This is a genomic window from Aeromicrobium sp. (genome assembly GCF_047606445.1).
Taxonomy (GTDB): Bacteria; Actinomycetota; Actinomycetes; order Propionibacteriales; family Nocardioidaceae; genus Aeromicrobium.
Genome location: NZ_JASGEK010000080.1, coordinates 1 through 16,667, shown reverse-complemented (window position 1 = coordinate 16,667; position 16,667 = coordinate 1). Strand labels below are relative to the sequence as shown.

Annotated in this window: 14 protein-coding genes; 6 read left to right on the top strand and 8 right to left on the bottom strand. The window is 71.4% G+C overall.

Features of this window, described 5'->3' with window-relative positions; all coding sequences use genetic code 11:
- Positions 1 to 5 precede the first annotated feature (5 nt).
- From QM621_RS14815 to QM621_RS14805, 3 genes are read right to left on the bottom strand one after another with little or no spacing between them, the layout of a single operon-like run.
- On the bottom strand, positions 6 to 4,781 hold the full coding sequence (locus QM621_RS14815) for a DUF5724 domain-containing protein (RefSeq protein ID WP_414991160.1): 4,776 nt from the start codon (positions 4,779 to 4,781) through the stop codon (positions 6 to 8).
- 1 nt (position 4,782) lies between these two features.
- A complete protein-coding gene (locus QM621_RS14810; RefSeq protein WP_414991159.1) occupies positions 4,783 to 5,184 on the bottom strand; it encodes a hypothetical protein in 402 nt (133 codons plus the stop codon).
- 47 nt (positions 5,185 to 5,231) lie between these two features.
- Positions 5,232 to 6,254 carry an AtzH-like domain-containing protein gene (locus QM621_RS14805; RefSeq protein WP_414991158.1) on the bottom strand — a complete coding sequence of 341 codons (1,023 nt, stop codon included), beginning with the start codon at positions 6,252 to 6,254 and terminating at the stop codon, positions 5,232 to 5,234.
- A gap of 82 nt (positions 6,255 to 6,336) precedes the next feature.
- Between QM621_RS14805 and QM621_RS14800 the strand changes: the two genes are divergently transcribed.
- Together QM621_RS14800 and QM621_RS14795 are read left to right on the top strand one after the other, a co-directional pair.
- Entirely contained in the window at positions 6,337 to 7,299 is a 963-nt protein-coding gene (locus tag QM621_RS14800) for a hypothetical protein (RefSeq protein ID WP_414991157.1), read from the top strand.
- A 71-nt stretch (positions 7,300 to 7,370) separates the two neighbouring features.
- Complete coding sequence (locus QM621_RS14795) at positions 7,371 to 9,191, top strand: hypothetical protein (RefSeq protein WP_414991156.1); 1,821 nt, start codon at positions 7,371 to 7,373, stop codon at positions 9,189 to 9,191.
- Here QM621_RS14795 and QM621_RS14790 read toward each other — a convergent pair.
- Together QM621_RS14790 and QM621_RS14785 are read right to left on the bottom strand one after the other, a co-directional pair.
- Positions 9,188 to 10,372, bottom strand: coding sequence for a saccharopine dehydrogenase family protein (locus QM621_RS14790; protein WP_414991155.1), 1,185 nt, complete (start codon positions 10,370 to 10,372; stop codon positions 9,188 to 9,190). The genes QM621_RS14795 and QM621_RS14790 overlap by 4 nt on opposite strands.
- 42 nt (positions 10,373 to 10,414) lie before the next feature.
- The gene (locus QM621_RS14785; RefSeq protein ID WP_414991154.1) at positions 10,415 to 10,792 is read right to left on the bottom strand and encodes a hypothetical protein; all 378 of its coding nucleotides are present in this window, start codon (positions 10,790 to 10,792) and stop codon (positions 10,415 to 10,417) included.
- A gap of 61 nt (positions 10,793 to 10,853) precedes the next feature.
- Here QM621_RS14785 and QM621_RS14780 point away from each other — a divergent pair, with 61 nt between their 5' ends.
- The gene (locus tag QM621_RS14780) at positions 10,854 to 11,426 is read left to right on the top strand and encodes a TetR/AcrR family transcriptional regulator (protein ID WP_414991153.1); all 573 of its coding nucleotides are present in this window, start codon (positions 10,854 to 10,856) and stop codon (positions 11,424 to 11,426) included.
- Between the two features lie 19 nt (positions 11,427 to 11,445).
- Positions 11,446 to 12,132, top strand: coding sequence for a type 1 glutamine amidotransferase domain-containing protein (locus QM621_RS14775; RefSeq protein WP_414991152.1), 687 nt, complete (start codon positions 11,446 to 11,448; stop codon positions 12,130 to 12,132).
- A 9-nt stretch (positions 12,133 to 12,141) separates the two neighbouring features.
- On the opposite strand, the gene QM621_RS14770 is transcribed toward QM621_RS14775, so the two are convergent.
- Entirely contained in the window at positions 12,142 to 13,719 is a 1,578-nt protein-coding gene (locus QM621_RS14770; RefSeq protein WP_414991151.1) for a hypothetical protein, read from the bottom strand.
- Positions 13,720 to 13,762: 43 nt separating this feature from the next.
- Between QM621_RS14770 and QM621_RS14765 the strand changes: the two genes are divergently transcribed.
- Together QM621_RS14765 and QM621_RS14760 are read left to right on the top strand one after the other, a co-directional pair.
- Positions 13,763 to 14,074 (top strand): DUF2277 domain-containing protein, encoded by a 312-nt coding sequence (locus QM621_RS14765; protein ID WP_414991150.1) that lies wholly within the window; start codon positions 13,763 to 13,765, stop codon positions 14,072 to 14,074.
- 169 nt (positions 14,075 to 14,243) lie between these two features.
- A complete protein-coding gene (locus QM621_RS14760) occupies positions 14,244 to 15,443 on the top strand; it encodes a DUF2786 domain-containing protein (protein WP_414991149.1) in 1,200 nt (399 codons plus the stop codon).
- Positions 15,444 to 15,525: 82 nt separating this feature from the next.
- Here the strand turns inward: QM621_RS14760 and QM621_RS14755 are convergent, their stop codons facing one another.
- Both QM621_RS14755 and QM621_RS14750 read right to left on the bottom strand, forming a co-directional pair.
- Positions 15,526 to 16,239, bottom strand: coding sequence for a nucleotidyl transferase AbiEii/AbiGii toxin family protein (locus tag QM621_RS14755; protein WP_414991148.1), 714 nt, complete (start codon positions 16,237 to 16,239; stop codon positions 15,526 to 15,528).
- A partial coding sequence (locus QM621_RS14750) for a hypothetical protein (protein WP_414991147.1) occupies positions 16,240 to 16,667 on the bottom strand: 428 nt, incomplete at its 5' end.

The window sequence follows — 16,667 nt, the reverse complement described above, 5'->3', positions numbered from 1 at the left end:
CCTCCTCACCCCACCAACTGCTGCAGGATGGTCGGGTCTTTGATCTTCTCGTCGCGGGCGAGGAGGACGACCTTGGCGACGATCTCGGCGGTGCGGGGGTCGTCGTCGGCGAAGGGGAGGAAGATCCGGCCGCGGTGCTGCGCCGACACCGGGACGATGCACACCGCGTTGCCGGGGATCCGATGCACGACGCCCGAGCCGAGGTGGATCGAGTACGTGCCCAGCGTGCCCTTGACCCGCACGTGGTGGCCGCCGACCTCGACGTTCGACAGGCCCAGCAGGTCGCAGGTCTCCTCGACCAGCCGCCCGCGCGTGCGCACCGACGACTCCGAGGTCTCCGGGTCGACACCGGCCGAATGCGCCACCGACACCACGAGGTCGAGGTCGCGCATCGCCTCGGAGAACACCCGTGGCGGCACCTCCGACAGCGGCATCGGACGCCACTCGCCGGCCGGATGGAAAGTGACGTCCTCCACGGTGGCGTCCTCGACCTCCGTCGGCGAGCCCCAACCGTTCACCAGGTGGCACCAGACGGTGATCTTCTGCTGGTGGAAGGTGCGCGACAGGCCCGACTCGAAGTCGGCCACCCAGCCGCGCGAGCCGAAGACGCCGTTCGCCTGACGCGCCTGCACCTGATGGCCCGAGTACCGCCGCGAGGCCACCCCCTCCTCGTCGCGCTCGTTCGCGTTGAGCGTGTACAGCTCGCGGAAGACCTGTTTGAACGTCTGCCGACGCCCGGCGACCATGAGCGCGTGCTGGAACTCCGGCCACTCCCCCGACGCCGACAGGTCGACCGGATGGGCGATCCTCAGCGCGCCCGAGGCGGCCCGCTCCTCACCCTCCGCCGAGGCGAGCGTGCGGCCGTCGACGGGGAAGCCCACCCGACCCTCCTCGTCGACCAACACGAGGTCGCGCAACATCGGCGCGAGGATCGGGTGGCCCAGCAAGTCGTCGAGCTCGGAGCCCTCGAAGGCGTCGCCGAGCACGCACGCCGCCTCCAAGGACGCCCGCATGCGCTTGGCCTGCGACCGCAACGACCTCGCGCGCTGCTTCAACGCGGCGATCTCGGGGATCTTGGCGCTCTTGGCCGGAATCGACTTGAGCGTCTTACCCGCCCGCGCCACGTCGAGCTGCGGTGACCCGGACGCGTCGAGTGACAGCGAGACGACGAGGTCGTCATGCTCGGCGGTGACCGGACCCTGCGCGAGATCGCGCACGGCGGCGGCCTCCATCGCCCACACCAGACGCTGCGGGTCACGGAAACCAGCCGTGCGCGCCAGATTCTCCATGCCGACCTCGACCGCCGTCGTCTCCGAGGCCCGCCGCTGCGAGCCCGACGTGCGGTCCGAGGCGACGAAGCCGCGCAGCAACTCGTAGCGGTCGAGCAACTCTTGTTGGTCGGCCAGCGGCACCAGACCGAGCGCCCGCACCGAGTCCTGATGACGCTTGGCCGCGATCCGCTCCGCGACCGCCGCCGCATCGACCTGGCCGAGCAGCGCCGTGGCGAACAGCTCGGCACGTTTGTGCCCGCCCGACGACGACGCGTACTTGGCCGCCTTGAGCACCTGCGCGAACCGCTCCTCGCCGAGGGTGTCGACCACCGCGCGGAACCACTGGACGTCAGCCGCGCCGCGCACCAGGTCGCTCGCCTCCAACGGCGTGCGCTGGCTGACCTCGGTGGCCCATCGGGCGCGGATCGCCTGGTCGACGTCCCAGCCCTCGTCCTTGGTGTGCGCGTGCACCCACCACACCGCCGACTCCAACCCGGACCAGCCGAGTCGCTGCTCGATCAAATTCGACCACTGCGGCGCGTACACGGCGGTCTCGACGAGCCGCTGGTCGGTGATCTTCGCCGCCTCGACCAGCTCGCCCAGCCGCTCGACCGTGTCGCCGGGCGAGGGCTGATTGACCCGGACCAGGTGCGACAGACTGCTCTCGCGCGACGGCGTCCAGGTGTAGCCGCGGGCGAAGGGACGCTTGCCGAGCGCCGCGAGACACCGGGTCAGCTGCTCGGCGCCATCGGTGCTGCGCAGGCCGCGCGCAGCCTCTGACAACGGACCCGGCAGGTCCCCTCGGGAGGTCTCGGCGTCGACGACCGCCGCTCGGAACCGCGCCACCACCGCCTGCACCCGCTCCCCCGACGCCCACTCCTCGGGCCGCACCCCGGTGAGCGTCCACAGGGCGCGGTCGTTGCGGCTGGAGTACCAGGACCGCACCTGGTGGATGGGCAACAGCGCGTCGAGCACGTCGGCGTCGGTGGCGACGCCGCGCTCGAAGGCCGCCACCAGCAGACGCATCGAGATCGGCCAGCGCTGCGGCTGGTCGGGCACCCGGACCGTGCCGCCGGAACGGCCGTAGGAGCCGCGCGCCTCGACCTCGACCAGCGGGCCGTCCCAGCGGTCGAGCGTGCCCTCCGGCTCGTCGACGTACCGCAGCGCCCGCCAGAGCCGCCGGAGCTGGTCGTCGCTCAACCGCTCCGGATCGAGCAGACGGTGGCTCCCGGCGAACAGCCAGTCGAAGGAGCCGCGCTCGTCGAAAGCGCGGATATTGCCCCACTGGTCCCGCTCCAGCCTCCGGCCGCGCCGTTCCAACACCTCAGCGGGGCCGACCAGGCCGTCGAGCGGAAGCCGTACGGCGACCGTCTCCAACAGGTCGAGCAGCGGGTCGGCCCAGCTATCGCGCCACGCGTGCACCGCGGCCTCGCGCACGATGTCCCACAGCAGTGGCGGGGTGTCCTCGCCGACGAACTCCAGCACCGCCGGGCCCGCGACCTCGACCAGCAGCTCACGCGCCCACGGCCGGTCCGTCCGCGCCAACTGCGTGAGCAGGGCGGCCTCGACGCCGCCGTCGGTCAGCTGCGGGGCGACGCGCTCCCACCACGGCTCGGTGATCTGCGGCAGCGGCAGCCGGCCGTCCTGGCTGGCGCCGAGATAGCGGAGGTTGGCCAGCAGCTCCACGCCCCAGCCGGTCTGCACCTCGGTGTCGGCGTGCTCGTCGAGCCAGGCGCGCAGCGAGCTCAGGATGAGGCGGGCGTTCTCGTGGTACTCCGCCCAGCGGCGGGCGGGCGGGACCGGACGCTCGGCCGGCGTGCGGTCGGCGACGCTGAACCGGACGGCCGCCGGAGCCTCGACCGAGGCCTGCTGCTCGCCCCGCGCGTGCTGGCCGAGCTCCTCGGCGGCCCGCTGCTGGTCGGCCGTGCCGTCGGACAGCCGCGCGACCGACGCGCGCAGCGCCTCCGGCTCCTGCTGCCGCAAGAGCGTGAGGGCGTTGGTGCGCACGTCGGCGGCCTTGCGGGTGAGCGTCTTCTCGACGATCAGCGCCTCGTCCTCGGTGAGACCGGGGAGCGACTGCAGCGCCTCGCTCACCCGGTCGCGCACCACCGACGAACGGTCGGCGAGCATCGAGAAGAGCGCCGCGCGATGGGCCTGCGGATCCTTCGCGTAGGCGCGCGCCGCGACCGCCCGGCCGTCGGCGGTCGCGGCGGCCACGAGCTCGGGATCGAGCGGTCCGTCGGCGTGGCAGACGAGCAGATCGGCCGCGAGCGGGCCGCTGATCTTGCGCGGCCGCTCACCGATCAGTCCGGTCTCCACCTCCTGAACCTTGCCGAGCGCGGCGACGCGCTCGCGCAGGCCGGCGCGCGCGGCGTCGGTGAGCGGAGCGAAGGCGTTCCGGGGGCCGTAGTCGTGCGCGGGCCACGCCTCGACGGCGGCGGCGTAGACCGGCAGCGCCGTGTCGGCCAGCGCCCGTTCCAAGCCCGGACCGCAGGCGGCGACCGAGAAGTCCTTCAACAGCCGGGCCGCCGCCAAGCGGGTCCGCTCGTCGTCGCCGTCCAGCAGCGCCTCGGCCACCGGGATCGCCTGATGGACGTCGCGCACGGCGAGCGACCAGACACCCAAGAACGTCTCGACCGGATCGGCGCCACTCAGCGCCTCCACGGTCGGCGGCTGGCGCAGGCGGTCGCGGATCGCGGTGATCGCGGCGGCGACCGGCTTCTCCTGGCGGACGTTCAACTCCTCGCCCACCCAGACGCCGAGCGCCCGGACGGTGCCCGCGAAGCGGGCCAGCCGATGCTCGACCACGAGGTCGAGCACGCGGGCGAAGGCGTCGGGATGGGCGAGGTCGGCGGCCTCCAGGATGGTCTGGCGCAGACCCTCGGCGCGCTGCGCCGAGACCAGCAGCTGCTCGACCTGCGCCCAGCCCTGCGGGTCGGAGGCCGACAGCAGCGCGACGTAGACGTGCTGCGCGGGGCCGCTGACGGGGTGGTCGCCGCGCAGACAGGCGGCCATGGTGTCGAAGACGTCGCGGCGGCCGTGGTCGACGGACGAGGCGAGCAGCGAGCCGAGCGGCGTGTACTGACCGACGTGCATCACCCAGTCGGCGTACCACTCCAACGGCTTCGGATGCCGGACCGCGAGATGCAGGAGGCTGCGCAGGTCGTGCCACCGGGCCTCCAGTGAGTCCGCCGGATCGGACGAGCGGAACGCCCGACGACCCCACCCGCGCTGATAGGGCTGGCCGGCCGACCACTCCCACCAGAAGGCGAGGTCCTTGCCGAGTTCGGGCGAGAGCGCCGCCAGGACTTTCTCGCGCTTGCCGAGGCTGAGCCGGTCGAGCTTCTCGGCGCACCCTCGCCAGGAGTTGACGCGGCCGTCGAGGGCGGCGGCGATGTCGTGCGCCAAAGGTGGCGCGAAGCGCTTGCGGACCCGGACGCCGCGCCGTTGCTCGTCGTCGGGGGCCGTGTGGCCGGCCAGCCGCGCGCGGGCCTCGTCTCCGGCCAACACCTCAACCACCCGCCAGCGCGACGAGCCGGACCAGACGGACGGTCGAGTCGGCCGCGACGGCCAGGGGCTCGTCGAGCTCCTCGACCTGTTCGCCGTCGACGAAGGCGAAGAACAGGCCGTCGCCGAAGGCCTCCACCGCGCGGCGGACGGCCTCGGGCTCCGGGGGCGGAGCGGGCAGCCGCCGGAGCTCGCGCCCGTACACGCCGGTGTCGACGCCGCGCGCGAGGTCGGCGGGCGTCAGCACGCGCAGCGCGGCGCTGGCCTCCCGATGTCGTTCGTAGGCGGCCAGCTCGTGGCGCACCAGCACCGCGAGCAGGTCGCGCAGCGTGGCCACGTCCCCCGTCAGATCGACGCGCAGCGACTCGGTCTCCCGCGCCCCGACCACCTTGGTCTCAACGATCATGGACCCACTCTGGCACGCGCCGCCGACACCAACGGTCGACTCGACCGTCAGACCGGCTCGGCGAGCGTGTCCAGCACCCGGCTCTCCCGGCCAGAGTCCACCAGGCGGACGCGGAGCCCAGGACACTCCCCCGGCACCGGCTCGATCACGAGCGAGCGGCCGGACCGTGCAGCGCGGTCGCCCAGCGACCGCAACGCCTCCTCCGCCCGATCCAGATCGGCGTCGTCAGTCCACACGTGCGGCGCCACCGACGACGTCCACTCGACACACTCGACCTCCGACGGCTCCGGCTGATCGTCCGCCGTCAGCCGTGCGAGCACCGACGCCAGAACCTCGGGCCGCCGGGCCAACACCCCGACGCCCTCCGGCCCGCGCACCGCCCACAACCCTTGATAGGCGGCCGAACTCAAGGTCCGGGCGCCGGCGTCGGCGATCACCCCGACCGTCGCCGCCCCGAGCGCCACCGCCGTCGCGGTGACCGTTCCCGGACGCGCCGCGGGGATCACCGCGTTGACGGCCCCGCCCGAGCCCGCGCGAGTGATGCCGCGGACGCACGCCCCGGCGGCCAGCAGCGGATCCACCTCGGCGAGGTCGACCCCATCCTCCACCGCGAGCGACACCCCGTCGAGCAGACCCTCGCCGGTGGCGGGCGCGAACGGGTCGCCGACCACCCGCCAGACGGACGGGTCGAAGGTCGACGGCGGCGGGCTGACATGCGCCGACGACACCTGCCAGCGTCCGTCGACCCGACGCCATAACTGCGTCTGCAAACCCCGTCCGCCCTTGGCCGGCGCGGTCACCGCGACGACCAGCGCGGCCGTGTCGTCGACGACCTGCACATGGACGTCCACGACCTCACGCGGCGGCGCCCCGCCCCGGACCCGGCGGAACGCCGAGATCTGCTCGTGGCCGACCAGCAGGCCGCCCGGGTCGCCGCGCAGCGTCGTCGGCCGGGCCGCGAACAGCTCGCCCATCGCCCCGACGTCGTCGCTCATCAGCGCCCGCTCGTAGGCCCAGAAGGAGTCTTCCAGCCCGTCGGGCCACACGGTCTCGTCACACACGGACGGCATCGGTTCCATGGGACTATCGTGGCCGACGAGCGTCCGGCTCCGACCGCCGACCGCGCCGGAGCGCCCGAGAACAGGAGCCGCCATGTCCTTCCCGCCGGTGACCGTCGACCACGACCGACTGCGGCTCGGCCCGCTGCGCCTGACCTTCCAACGCACGCTGCGCATCCCCGAGCAGGGCCTTCACCCTCTGCCGCCGGGTCTGGGGTCGTTCCCGCTGCGCCGGGTCGAGGACTACCCCGACACCGTCCCGGCCGCCTGGCGCGAGCGCGGCGGCGTCATGCTGCCGGTCTACCAACGCGAGGCGATGTGGCTGTCGTTCCACGCCGACGAGCCCGCCGCGCTCCAGGTCGGCGTCGGCAACGTCTGCGCGATCAGCGGCGAATCCCGGCAGGATCGGCTGAGCCGGAGCCCGCAGAACTACGCGCCGCTGCCCCGTCAGCCGTGGCTCGACGGGATCAACGCCGGCGACGGCTTCATCCGGCAGTTCGTCGCCGTGCCGCTCGGGCTCGGCGTGACGGTCGAGGGGCAGGTGACCGGCGAGGAGGTCCACGGCGGCGTGCAGCTGCGGCTCGTCGGTCTGACAGCGGACGCCCTGGAGGCGTGGCGACGGCAGCCCGTCACACGGTCGGCGGCGAGATCGGCGATGCCCCTCGCGGGCGCCGCGCCCGACATGGGCCTCGGCGCGGGCGGGCGCATGCGCCAGCAGATCGCCACCGACACCCGGCCGCTGACCGACTACGACGAGCAGCGCTCGGCACGCGTCTTCGTCCACCTGTGCTCGGCGGCCCAGTGGGCCGCGATCACCGGCGAGACGCCCCCGCCGACCCCGGTCGACCGGGAGGCCTACGTCCAACACGGCCTGCCGTGGTTCGACCACTACGACGCCGACGCCGACGACCTGCCCGCCGCCGACGCCCTCGCTGAGGTCACGCCCGTCGGCGAAGCGCTCGACGAGGTCGATCCGCCCTTCACCCCGGTCGACCCGAAGGACGTCGTCCAGCTGAAGGACGCCAGCGGCGACGAGGTGGCCCCCGGCGACTGGTGATCGGCATCGGCGGGCCGACCGGGACACGCTGACTCCCCGATCTCCTCCTCAGCGTTCCCTAGACTCGACCCATGGCCACGATCAAGCGCGTCGATGACGAATCCTCCGCCGCCGCGCTCGCGGACCTGCTCAACGGCGGCAAACGCCACTTGCCGGTCGTCGTGGTCACCACCCCCGCAGGGCGGTCCACGCCGTGGATCGACGTGGAGCAGATCGCCGAGGAGGCCGGCGACCTCGCCGAGATCTACCTGATGCCGACGGGGTCGTTCACCTGGGAGTTCTCCCGGCGCATGGCCGACGGCACGCAGGTCTACGGCGGCGCGGGCCGCGTCTACCCGGTCGGCCACGCGTGGGCCTCCGACGTCACGAAGGCGCCGTTGCGTTTCGCCTTCGACGCCGTCGACGGCCGACGCGCGACCCAGCAGATCATCTCCGACGCCCTGCGCATGGCCGCGTCGGCGGGCCTCCTCCAACAGCCGGTCGCGACGCCCCAGGTCAGACAGGTGACGGGCACGGTCACCGGAGTCATCGCCGGCCGCGCCATCGTGCCGGTCGGCAGCCGCATGGCCACCATCGCCGAGGACCTGACGGTCGAGGACGTGCCGATCGAACGGCTCGTCGAGGCGGGCCAGGAGGTGGCCGGCACCTACGACCCGGCGACGAACCGCATCGACGTGCGCGCGAGCCTGCGGCCCGCCGAGGAGGCGCTCGCCGGATACGCGGCAGGCGACGTCGTGCTCGCCCGGGTGGCGAAGGTGCGCAACGGCAAGGCCGAGCTGGTCCTCTATCCGAAGACCTCCGCCCCCGAGGTCAGAGTCGCGGTGCTGCGCGCCGACGTCACCGCCAATCCCGCCGACGACCTGCGCACGCTGATGACGGTCGGCGAGGTCGTCGCGGCACGGGTCGGCGCCACGGGACCGCAGTGGGCGCTGGCGTTGCACGACGTCGACGACAACGAGCCGGTCGCTCCCGCACCCTCGCTGCTGCCCGACGGACCGCCGTGGCTGGTCGAGGACGCCGAGACCGACCTCGACGAGGAGACGGTCGCCGCCCCCACCCTGCCGCACCCGTCGGCCGCGCCCGCGCCTCCCGTCGAACAGCGGCCCGAGCCGGAGCCCGAGCCCCCCCGTCCGGCCATCCCGACCCCGGCGATCTTCGACAAGAGGCGCCGACAGGCCGGTCCGCCGCCCGCCCCGGCCCCGAGGACCGCCGCGCCGAAGCCCGCCCCCCGGTCGGCGGGCACCAAGGACCTGCTCCGCAAGATCGACGGCCTCAACGCCGACGTCAACGCGCTCAAGCGCGAGCAGGAGGAGCTGCGCGCCCAGATTCAGGCCGGCGACGACGAGCGGGCGCAGCTGCGCTATCTGCTCAGTCAGGCCGAGCACCGCGCCAACCGGGCCGAGCACGAGTTGAAGAACACCCGCGCCCGGCTCCGCAAGGCCGGCTCCAGCAAGCGGGCCGACGTCGAGCCTGCCGCCGGACCGCAGTTCGCCGACCCCGAGCAGGGCTTCCGCTATCTCGTGCTGACCCGCTGGGCCACCCGCACGCTGCCGGGCGAGCAGGCCGAGCGCCCGTTGCCGGACTACCTCCTCGGCCCGCGTTTCCTCGAGTCGCTCGACAAGCTCGAGGGCATCAAGACCGAGAAGATCGCCGACGTCGTGTTCGAGGTGCTGACCGGCCTGGCCGCGCAGACCGCCGGACGCGAGCTGCACCACCTGCGCACCGGCCCCGGCGGCGAGGACCCGGTGCGCACCCGCGACGACGGCGCGGTGGCCTGGCGCGCGAGCCTGCAGGTCAAGACCCCGTCCGCCAGGCGCCTCCACTACTGGGTGCTCCCCGACGGCACGATCGAGCTGGCCCGCGTCGCCACCCACGACGACTTCGAGGCTTAGCCGACCACCTCGAACCGCAAGCCCGCGGCGATCAGGCGGGTCATGAGGTTCTCGCCCATCGCGGTGGCGGTGGTGAGCTGGCCAGCGACGTCGGGGTTGTCGTCGAAGGCGAGCGACAGGGCCGACTCGGCGAGCATCTTGGACGTCTCGGTGTAGCCGGGGTCGCCGCCGCTGACTCGCGTGTGGACCTTCTGTCCGCCGCCGGAGCCGATGAAGTCGACGGTGAAGAACGACGTCGCGCGACGCTCCTCGCTCGGCCCCTCGCCCTGCGGCAGGCGCGAGCCGAGGAAGCGGCGCAGCGGCGGCACCTGGATCGCGCCGAACAGCAGCGGGAAGCCGACGACCGTGCCCGCGAGCGTGGTGACGCGGCGCAGACCGGCGTAGTGGGAGTAGGTGAAGTCGGGGCCGTAGTCGTCGCGGGCGGCGGCCGACCGCTTGACGACGACCGGGTCGATGGTCGGCAGCGGCAGCTGCCACACGCCGAGGTCGCTGTCGCGCTTCACGCCCCCGGCGGCCGCTCGGGCGCGGCGTCCCTCCAGTCGCGGCTCGACGGCTTTGCGTTCGGCGACGGCCTGCCGCATCTGCCCCATGCGCGACATCTGGCCGAGCGCGGAGTGGAAGGTGCCGCCGGAGAACATGGCGTTGCTGCGCACGACGCCGCGCACCTCGACGGGCACGTCCTTCGGCAACTGCTGGACGGTGAACAGCGCGCCGAGGTCGTGCGGGATGGAGTCGAAGCCGCAGGCGTGCACGATCCGTGCTCCGCTGGCGACGGCCGTATCGTGGTGCCGCACGTACATGCGGTCGACGAACTCCGGCTCGCCGGTGAGGTCGGCGTAGTCGGTCCCGGCGTCGGCGCAGGCGGCCACCAGCGGCTCGCCGTGGGCCAGGTAGGGGCCGACCGTGGTGATGACGACGCGGGCGGACTCGGCGACGACGCGCAGCGAGTCGGGGTCGGCGGCGTCGGCGGTGAGCAGCGCGGGGGCGGCGGCGTCGGGGCGCTCCTCGGCCAGCCGCGCGGCGACGGCCTCCAGCTTGGACCGGTTGCGTCCGGCGAGCGCCCAGGCGGCGCCGTCCGGCAGCCGCGCCGCGAGGTACTCGGCGGTGAGTCCGCCGGTGAAGCCGGTCGCGCCGAACAGCACGACGTCGTAGGGGCGGGTGGACGGGTTCTGGTCAGTCATGGCGCTCTCATCATTCCAGGGTGAGGGGGTGGGCGGACGGGTTCAGCGGGTGGCGAGCCAGCGGCGGTGGCGCCGCAGGGCGAGGCGTTGCAGCAGCGTCTCTACGGCGAGCGCGGTCTTCGGGCTCGTCGACGGCCGCGTCGACCGGCCGCGCCCGAGCCGCCGGAGCTGTTGGCGGACGCGGGCCATGCCAGCGGCGGAGGCGACGGTCTTGTCGGCGATGCGCACCGGGGTCAGGCGCACGGCGGCGACGGGGTCGTCGCGCCAGCGGTTCGGCAGGTCGGGGTCGACGGCGAGCGCGCTGCCCAGGCCGACGAGCGCGACGCCTCCGGCCAGCACCTCCTCGGCCGCCTGGAGGCGGACCACTCCGCCGGGCAGCGTGAGCGGCTCGAAGAACCGGTCCGACGTGGTGGTTGCCATGAAGGGCTCCTCAGGGTTAAGTTTACGTCGATAACATCGAGCGTACGCAAGGATGTGAACGGTGTCAACTTCCGCCAAGGAGACCTACCACCACGGCGACCTGAGGGCCAGCGCGCTCGCCAGCGCGATGCGCTCCCTGGAGGCCGGGGAGCAGTTCTCGCTGCGCGGCGTCGCCCGCGACGTCGGCGTGTCCGCGCCCGCGCTGTACCGGCACTTCACCGACCGCGACGCACTGGAGTCGGCGCTGGCCGCCGAAGGGCTGCGCGACCTGCTCGCCGACCTCACCGCCGACCGTGACCTCCCCGCGAGCGCCGACGACCTCGGCGAGCTGGCCGTGGCCTACGTCGACTTCGCGCTGCGCCGCCCCGCGCTGTTCCGGATCATGTTCACCAACGCCTGCGACGAGGGCGACGAGCAACGCGTGGAGGTCGTCGACCAGATCCACGCGCTTCTCCAGGCCGCCATGGCCCTCGTCTTCCCATCCGGCGACGCCGACGCGCTGGCCGACGCGGGCTGGGCTTTCGCCCACGGCATGGCCTGCCTCTACATCGACGGCAAGCTCACCGCTGACTCCCCCGACCAGATCGCCGACCACGTCCGCACGTCCTTCGCCGCCATCGTCGCGCTCCACTGACCCCCACCCGAGGAGAACCATGTCCCGTCGCGTCCTGCACGTCGTCACCAACATCGCCTCCTACGACGACCCCTCCCATCCCACCGGCCTGTGGCTGTCGGAGCTGACCCACGCCTGGCACGTGTTCGCCGAGCACGGTTTCGACCAGCGGCTCGTCAGCCCGGCCGGCGGCGCGGTCCCGCTGGAGCCCCGGTCGCTGAAGTTCCCGAACTACGACAAGACCGCCAAGGCCTGGCGCGCCGACCCCGCCAAGATGGCGCTCTTGGAGGACACGCTGAACCCCGACGAGGTCGACGCGGCCGACTACGACGCGATCTACTTCACCGGCGGCCACGCGGTCATGTACGACTTCCAGACCAGCGAGGGCTTGCAGCGGATCACCCGCGAGGTCTACGAGAACGGCGACGTCGTCTCCTCGGTCTGCCACGGCTACTGCGGCCTGCTCGACGTCACCCTGTCGGACGGCTCCCACCTGATCGCGGGCAAGCGCATGACCGGTTTCTCCTGGCGCGAGGAGGAGTTGGCGAAGGTCGCCGACCTGGTGCCCTACAACGCCGAGGCGGTGGCGAAGGAGCGCGGCGGGCTCTACGAGAAGGCACGGCTGCCGTTCGTGTCGAACGTCGTGGTCGACGGCCGTCTCGTCACCGGCCAGAACCCCGGCTCGGCCAAGGCCACCGCGAAGGCGGTCGCGACGCTGCTGACCTGACGGGGCGGCTCATCTGGCGCCGTACGGAGAGATCGAACGCGCCGGCGGCTGCTCACCCAGCCCGGACGCTCTACGCGGCGGCGCGAACGCGCCTGAGTTATAACTCAGGACGAACTCGTGGTTGATGAAGTGGGAGACGGAGACCACTTCCGCGTAGACGCGAGCGGTGACCCGTGAGTGCCATCCTCCCCTCGCGTGAGAGTCGGGAAACCCGAGGAAACCGGTGGGGAGTCGCCCGTCTCCGTCACAAGCCACCCAATACGCCATGTCCTCGTCACGTTCGGCCAGGGCATAGAAACGTCCGGGAATCCGGCAGTCCTCGCCGAACAGATCGAACGCGACCCCGAGCGTCGACTCGTCGTCATAGATCGCGTCAAGTCCGTAATCAGGCAAGTGCAGGCGCGTGTCTTTTCCAACAGAAGCCGCCTTCTCCTGCCGGACCGTCGGATCGGGCACGACGCCGTCGAGATCGTCAAGACAGCGCACGCCGTCACGCAAGGCCTCGATCACCGCCGACTGGTCACCGAGGATCTCCAGCATGGTCGCCAGGTCGGTCCGTGTCGGAAAGGTCCGCTGATTGAAATCAGTCAGCCCCTCCTCACGCACGGCCTCCTGAGATCGGAACACCGCATCGACGTCCAGAGTCGGCACGGTCACACCATGGCGTTCGAGCACTCGGAAATGCTCCGCGCGCGGCAGGCACAGCGCGTGGAACCACCGCACGAGGTCAAGGGCGACCTCCCCGATAGGCCTCCCCAACTCCTCCGCCAACGATCGCACCTCGTCAGGCGACATACCGCCGCTCAGAGCAGTGAAGACCGTGGGCAAGGTGATGTCGAAACCGAGCCAGAACTGCCACTTCGCCACCGCCGCTTGCGCCCGCGGCCCTGAGCGCAAAGCCAGCCACCAGGCCGCGTCGACCTCGGGCCGATAGGACAGAAGGGCGGCCAGACGTTCCTCGTCGATGTCCGCGTAGATCATGGTGAGGTAGAAGCGCGCGCAGAGCGGCGACCCGACGATGTCGGCGAAACGCTCGAACCGCCTCACCTCGTCGGGGTGCGTGCCCGCCTCCCACAGCAGGTCGAGTGTCTGATCGGAGGCGAGTCGCTGGATCTCGGCGTCGGCGGCGGGCCGTCTGGTCGGCAACAGGCCCACGCGCTCGGCAGCCTCGACCATCGCCGCCAGATGCACTGGAGACGAGCCGTTGACCACCGCCTGATGCTCAACGCTTCGGATATGCGCGGCCTCCCCCACCACATCGCGCGCGTAGCGTGGAGCCGTCTTCGACTGAAGGTAGCCAAGACTGTGGTCGCAGCAGCGTGGCCGGTATCTCTCATGGCTGGCTCGACGCCGATAGCGGCCGCGGCCTTCCATCCTCACCGGAATCGGCTCGCGTCGGGCCCAAAAGCGCGAGGCGTTGCGGAACGCCATGACCATGCGCGTCATCGCTCCCCGACAACGCTCGCAGGCGACTTCGGTTGTCCAGTCCGGCCTGACGATCACCGGATGAGTCGAGTCGTCGTCGCTCTCATCGGCCACACACCGCACCTCGAAGGCCAGCGGCTCGCTCAACGACACGTGTTCCATCAGATTCCTCACCCTCGCTGTCCCAGGCCTCTACAGTCTCATCATGTGCCGCAACATCCGAGTCCTGCACAACTTCGAGCCGGCGACGACCGACGACGAGGTGCGCGAGGCCGCGCTGCAGTTCGTCCGCAAGGTGAGCGGGTCGACCCGCCCGTCACAGGCGAACGCCGAGGCCTTCGAGCGCGCGGTCGACGAGATCGCCGAGACGACCAGGCGCCTCCTCGACGACCTCGTGACCAAGGCTCCCCCGAAGAACCGTGAGCGCGAGGCCGCCAAGGGGCGCGAGCGCCACGAGAAGCGCATGGAACGCGAGGTCCGCCTCCGCACCGCCGAGGCGACGACCTCGTCGCGGTAGGCGCCGCCGACGGGGGACTCCCCCTCGCCCGTTACCTTGGCCATGGACCGACGGAGGACCATGGGACGCAACAACAGAGCTCGGCGCGCGCCGAAAGGCACAGAGCGGCAGACGATCCGCCGCAGGCAGCCATTCCTCCACCGCTTCTCGGGCCGCCTCGGTCGCCGAGATGGCGTCCACGCTGTGGTATCGCGCCATCACCTTCTCCGATGGAGATTCTCCCCCGACGCGCGAGCAACTTCTCGACTCGTTGGCGGCTTTGCCTGCGGCTGCGGTCGACCGTCATGCGCAGGAATTGCTGATCTCCCTGGTCGACGACCTGTGGCAGCGGGGCTGGCAGCCGCAGGAGGTACGTCGGCACCTGCGCATCACGGTGGACGCGAGGACCGCGCGACTCGTCGAAATAGCGATCCACGCCGACCACGCCGACCACGCGGGCCGTGTCGGACAGGTGGTCGACCCCCGATGGACCGAGCATCTGATGTCGCTGGGCGGACGGCAACACTCGACGCAAGGCCTGTGGCTGTCCGCGTGGCGTGAGCGGGAAGGCCTCGATCTGCTCGCCGGGTGCTCGGCCGTGATCGCCCTCTGCGACGTGGCCGGTTCCCTGACGCCATTGGAGATGCTGATTCCGCCGCCGGGCGCGCCGGCGACGGAAGCCGCCTTGGGGATGCCGTTCGACGACGGCAACCGCCACCCGATGCTGGCGCGTGTCCGCAAACTCCTCGCGAAGGCCGAATCGACCGATTTCGACGAGGAGGCGGCCGCCTTCACGGCCAAAGCGCAAGAACTCATGACCCGCCATGCCATCGATGAGGCGCTCCTGCACGGCAGCGACAGCACCGACCGGCCTCGCATGGTCCGTATTCCCATCGACGCCCCCTACGCCGACGTCAAATCGCTCCTTCTCGTCAAAGTCGCCGAGGCCAATCGGTGCCGCGCGATTTTTCTGACCGGCCGACACATGAGCTGCGTTCTTGGGCATGCCGAGGATCTCTCGGCCGTCGAGCTGTTGTTCACCTCGCTCCTCGTCCAAGCTCAACGCGCCTTGGCCGAAGCCGGACGCGGTGCGCCGGGCGGTCGGACCCGTAGCACCTCGTTCCGTTCCTCATTCCTCCTCTCCTATGCCGACCGGATCGGAGAGCGGCTCGCGGCAGGCACCGCTCAAGCTTTCGACAGCGACGACGCCGCGTCAGCGCTGCCCGTCCTGCGAGACCGGGAATCGCAGGTGGACGATTTCGTCCAACAGGTCTACGGCGACAACCTGACGGCCAGCACCGTCCGAGGCGGCTACGACCCTCTCGGTCATGCGCACGGCCGCCAGGCCGCTGACGCCGCCCACCTCGGCGCCGACACGATCGAGCGGTAGATCGATCGTTTCTCGCTCCGGGCGGACGACCAGCCGGATGCTGCCGACGACGGCGCCTTGTCGCTCGCCCATACCCGCGAGTTCACGCCCTCTCGACCAGGTCCAGCACGATGGACTCGAGGTCGTGGGCGCGTAGCGGTGAGTCGTTCTCCATCAGGGCGTAGAGGCCGTCTTCGCCCAGCTCGTCCACCTTCGCACGGATGCCGGCGGCCTGTTCGTCGGTGATGACGTCGGGGTACCGGGTGAGGAGGAACCAGACGTCGAAGACGTCGCGTCCTTTCTCGCGGTTGAGGAAGGCGTCGATCTTGAGCGCGGCGAGACGTTCGATCTTGTAGACGCGGAACCCGTCGACCACGGTCACGTCGTCTTCGTCGATCTCGCCGGCCTGCCGGAAGGAGGTCTCGATCTTCAAGGGATCCGGCTGGGACGGGCCGCCGTAGTGGAGCATGTAGCGCTTGGTCGTCGGGGTGTCTTTCTTGAGTCCGAGGGACTCGACTGTCGCTCCGGCCGCGAGGGCTCCTCGTTCGATGCTGCGGGTGAGGTTGGTGTTCGGCCGTCGTCCGTCGAAGTCCAGATCGGTCGAGTGACGCGGCAGCCCGTACGCCAGCAGTAGGGCGGTGCCGCCTTTGAGGACGAAGTTGTCTCCGGTGTCCCGGGTGATCTGCTGGGCGACGGAGAGCATCAGCGCGACGTGCTGTTGCTGCTCATGGGTGAGGTTCGGGGCTTCGAAGACCACGGGGTCCGACTCCTTCTGCTCGCCGGCGTCGTCGTCGCTTCGAGTCGGATCGGAGTCCATCTACGCGGCCTCCCGGTACTCGCGCTCGATCCACGACGCGAGCGCCCGCTGTCCCTCGACGTCGAGGACCTCGGCCAGACGGGTGGCCTGCTCGAGGACGAGACGCTGCTGCTCGGGCGTGTCGAGCCAGTCGGTCGTCGCGCCATTCAGATTGAGCACACGGCCGTACTTGGCGAGCGAGCGGCACAGCAGGTCAAGGATCGCACGGAAGTGGTCGGCGACGAACACCTCGCCCACATCTGCCGGGACGTCCAAACCTTTCGCGACCAGCCGGTCACGCCCCTCATAGACACCCCAGTCTCCGTAGAGCGCGTTCGTGTCGACCTCGGCGCTGCCGCCGAGCGTCACCTGATGAGGCCGGTCGACACCGTCGCGCCAGTGAAACATGTCATGCCAGTCGCCCGTCGTCCCATCAGGCGTGTGCACGT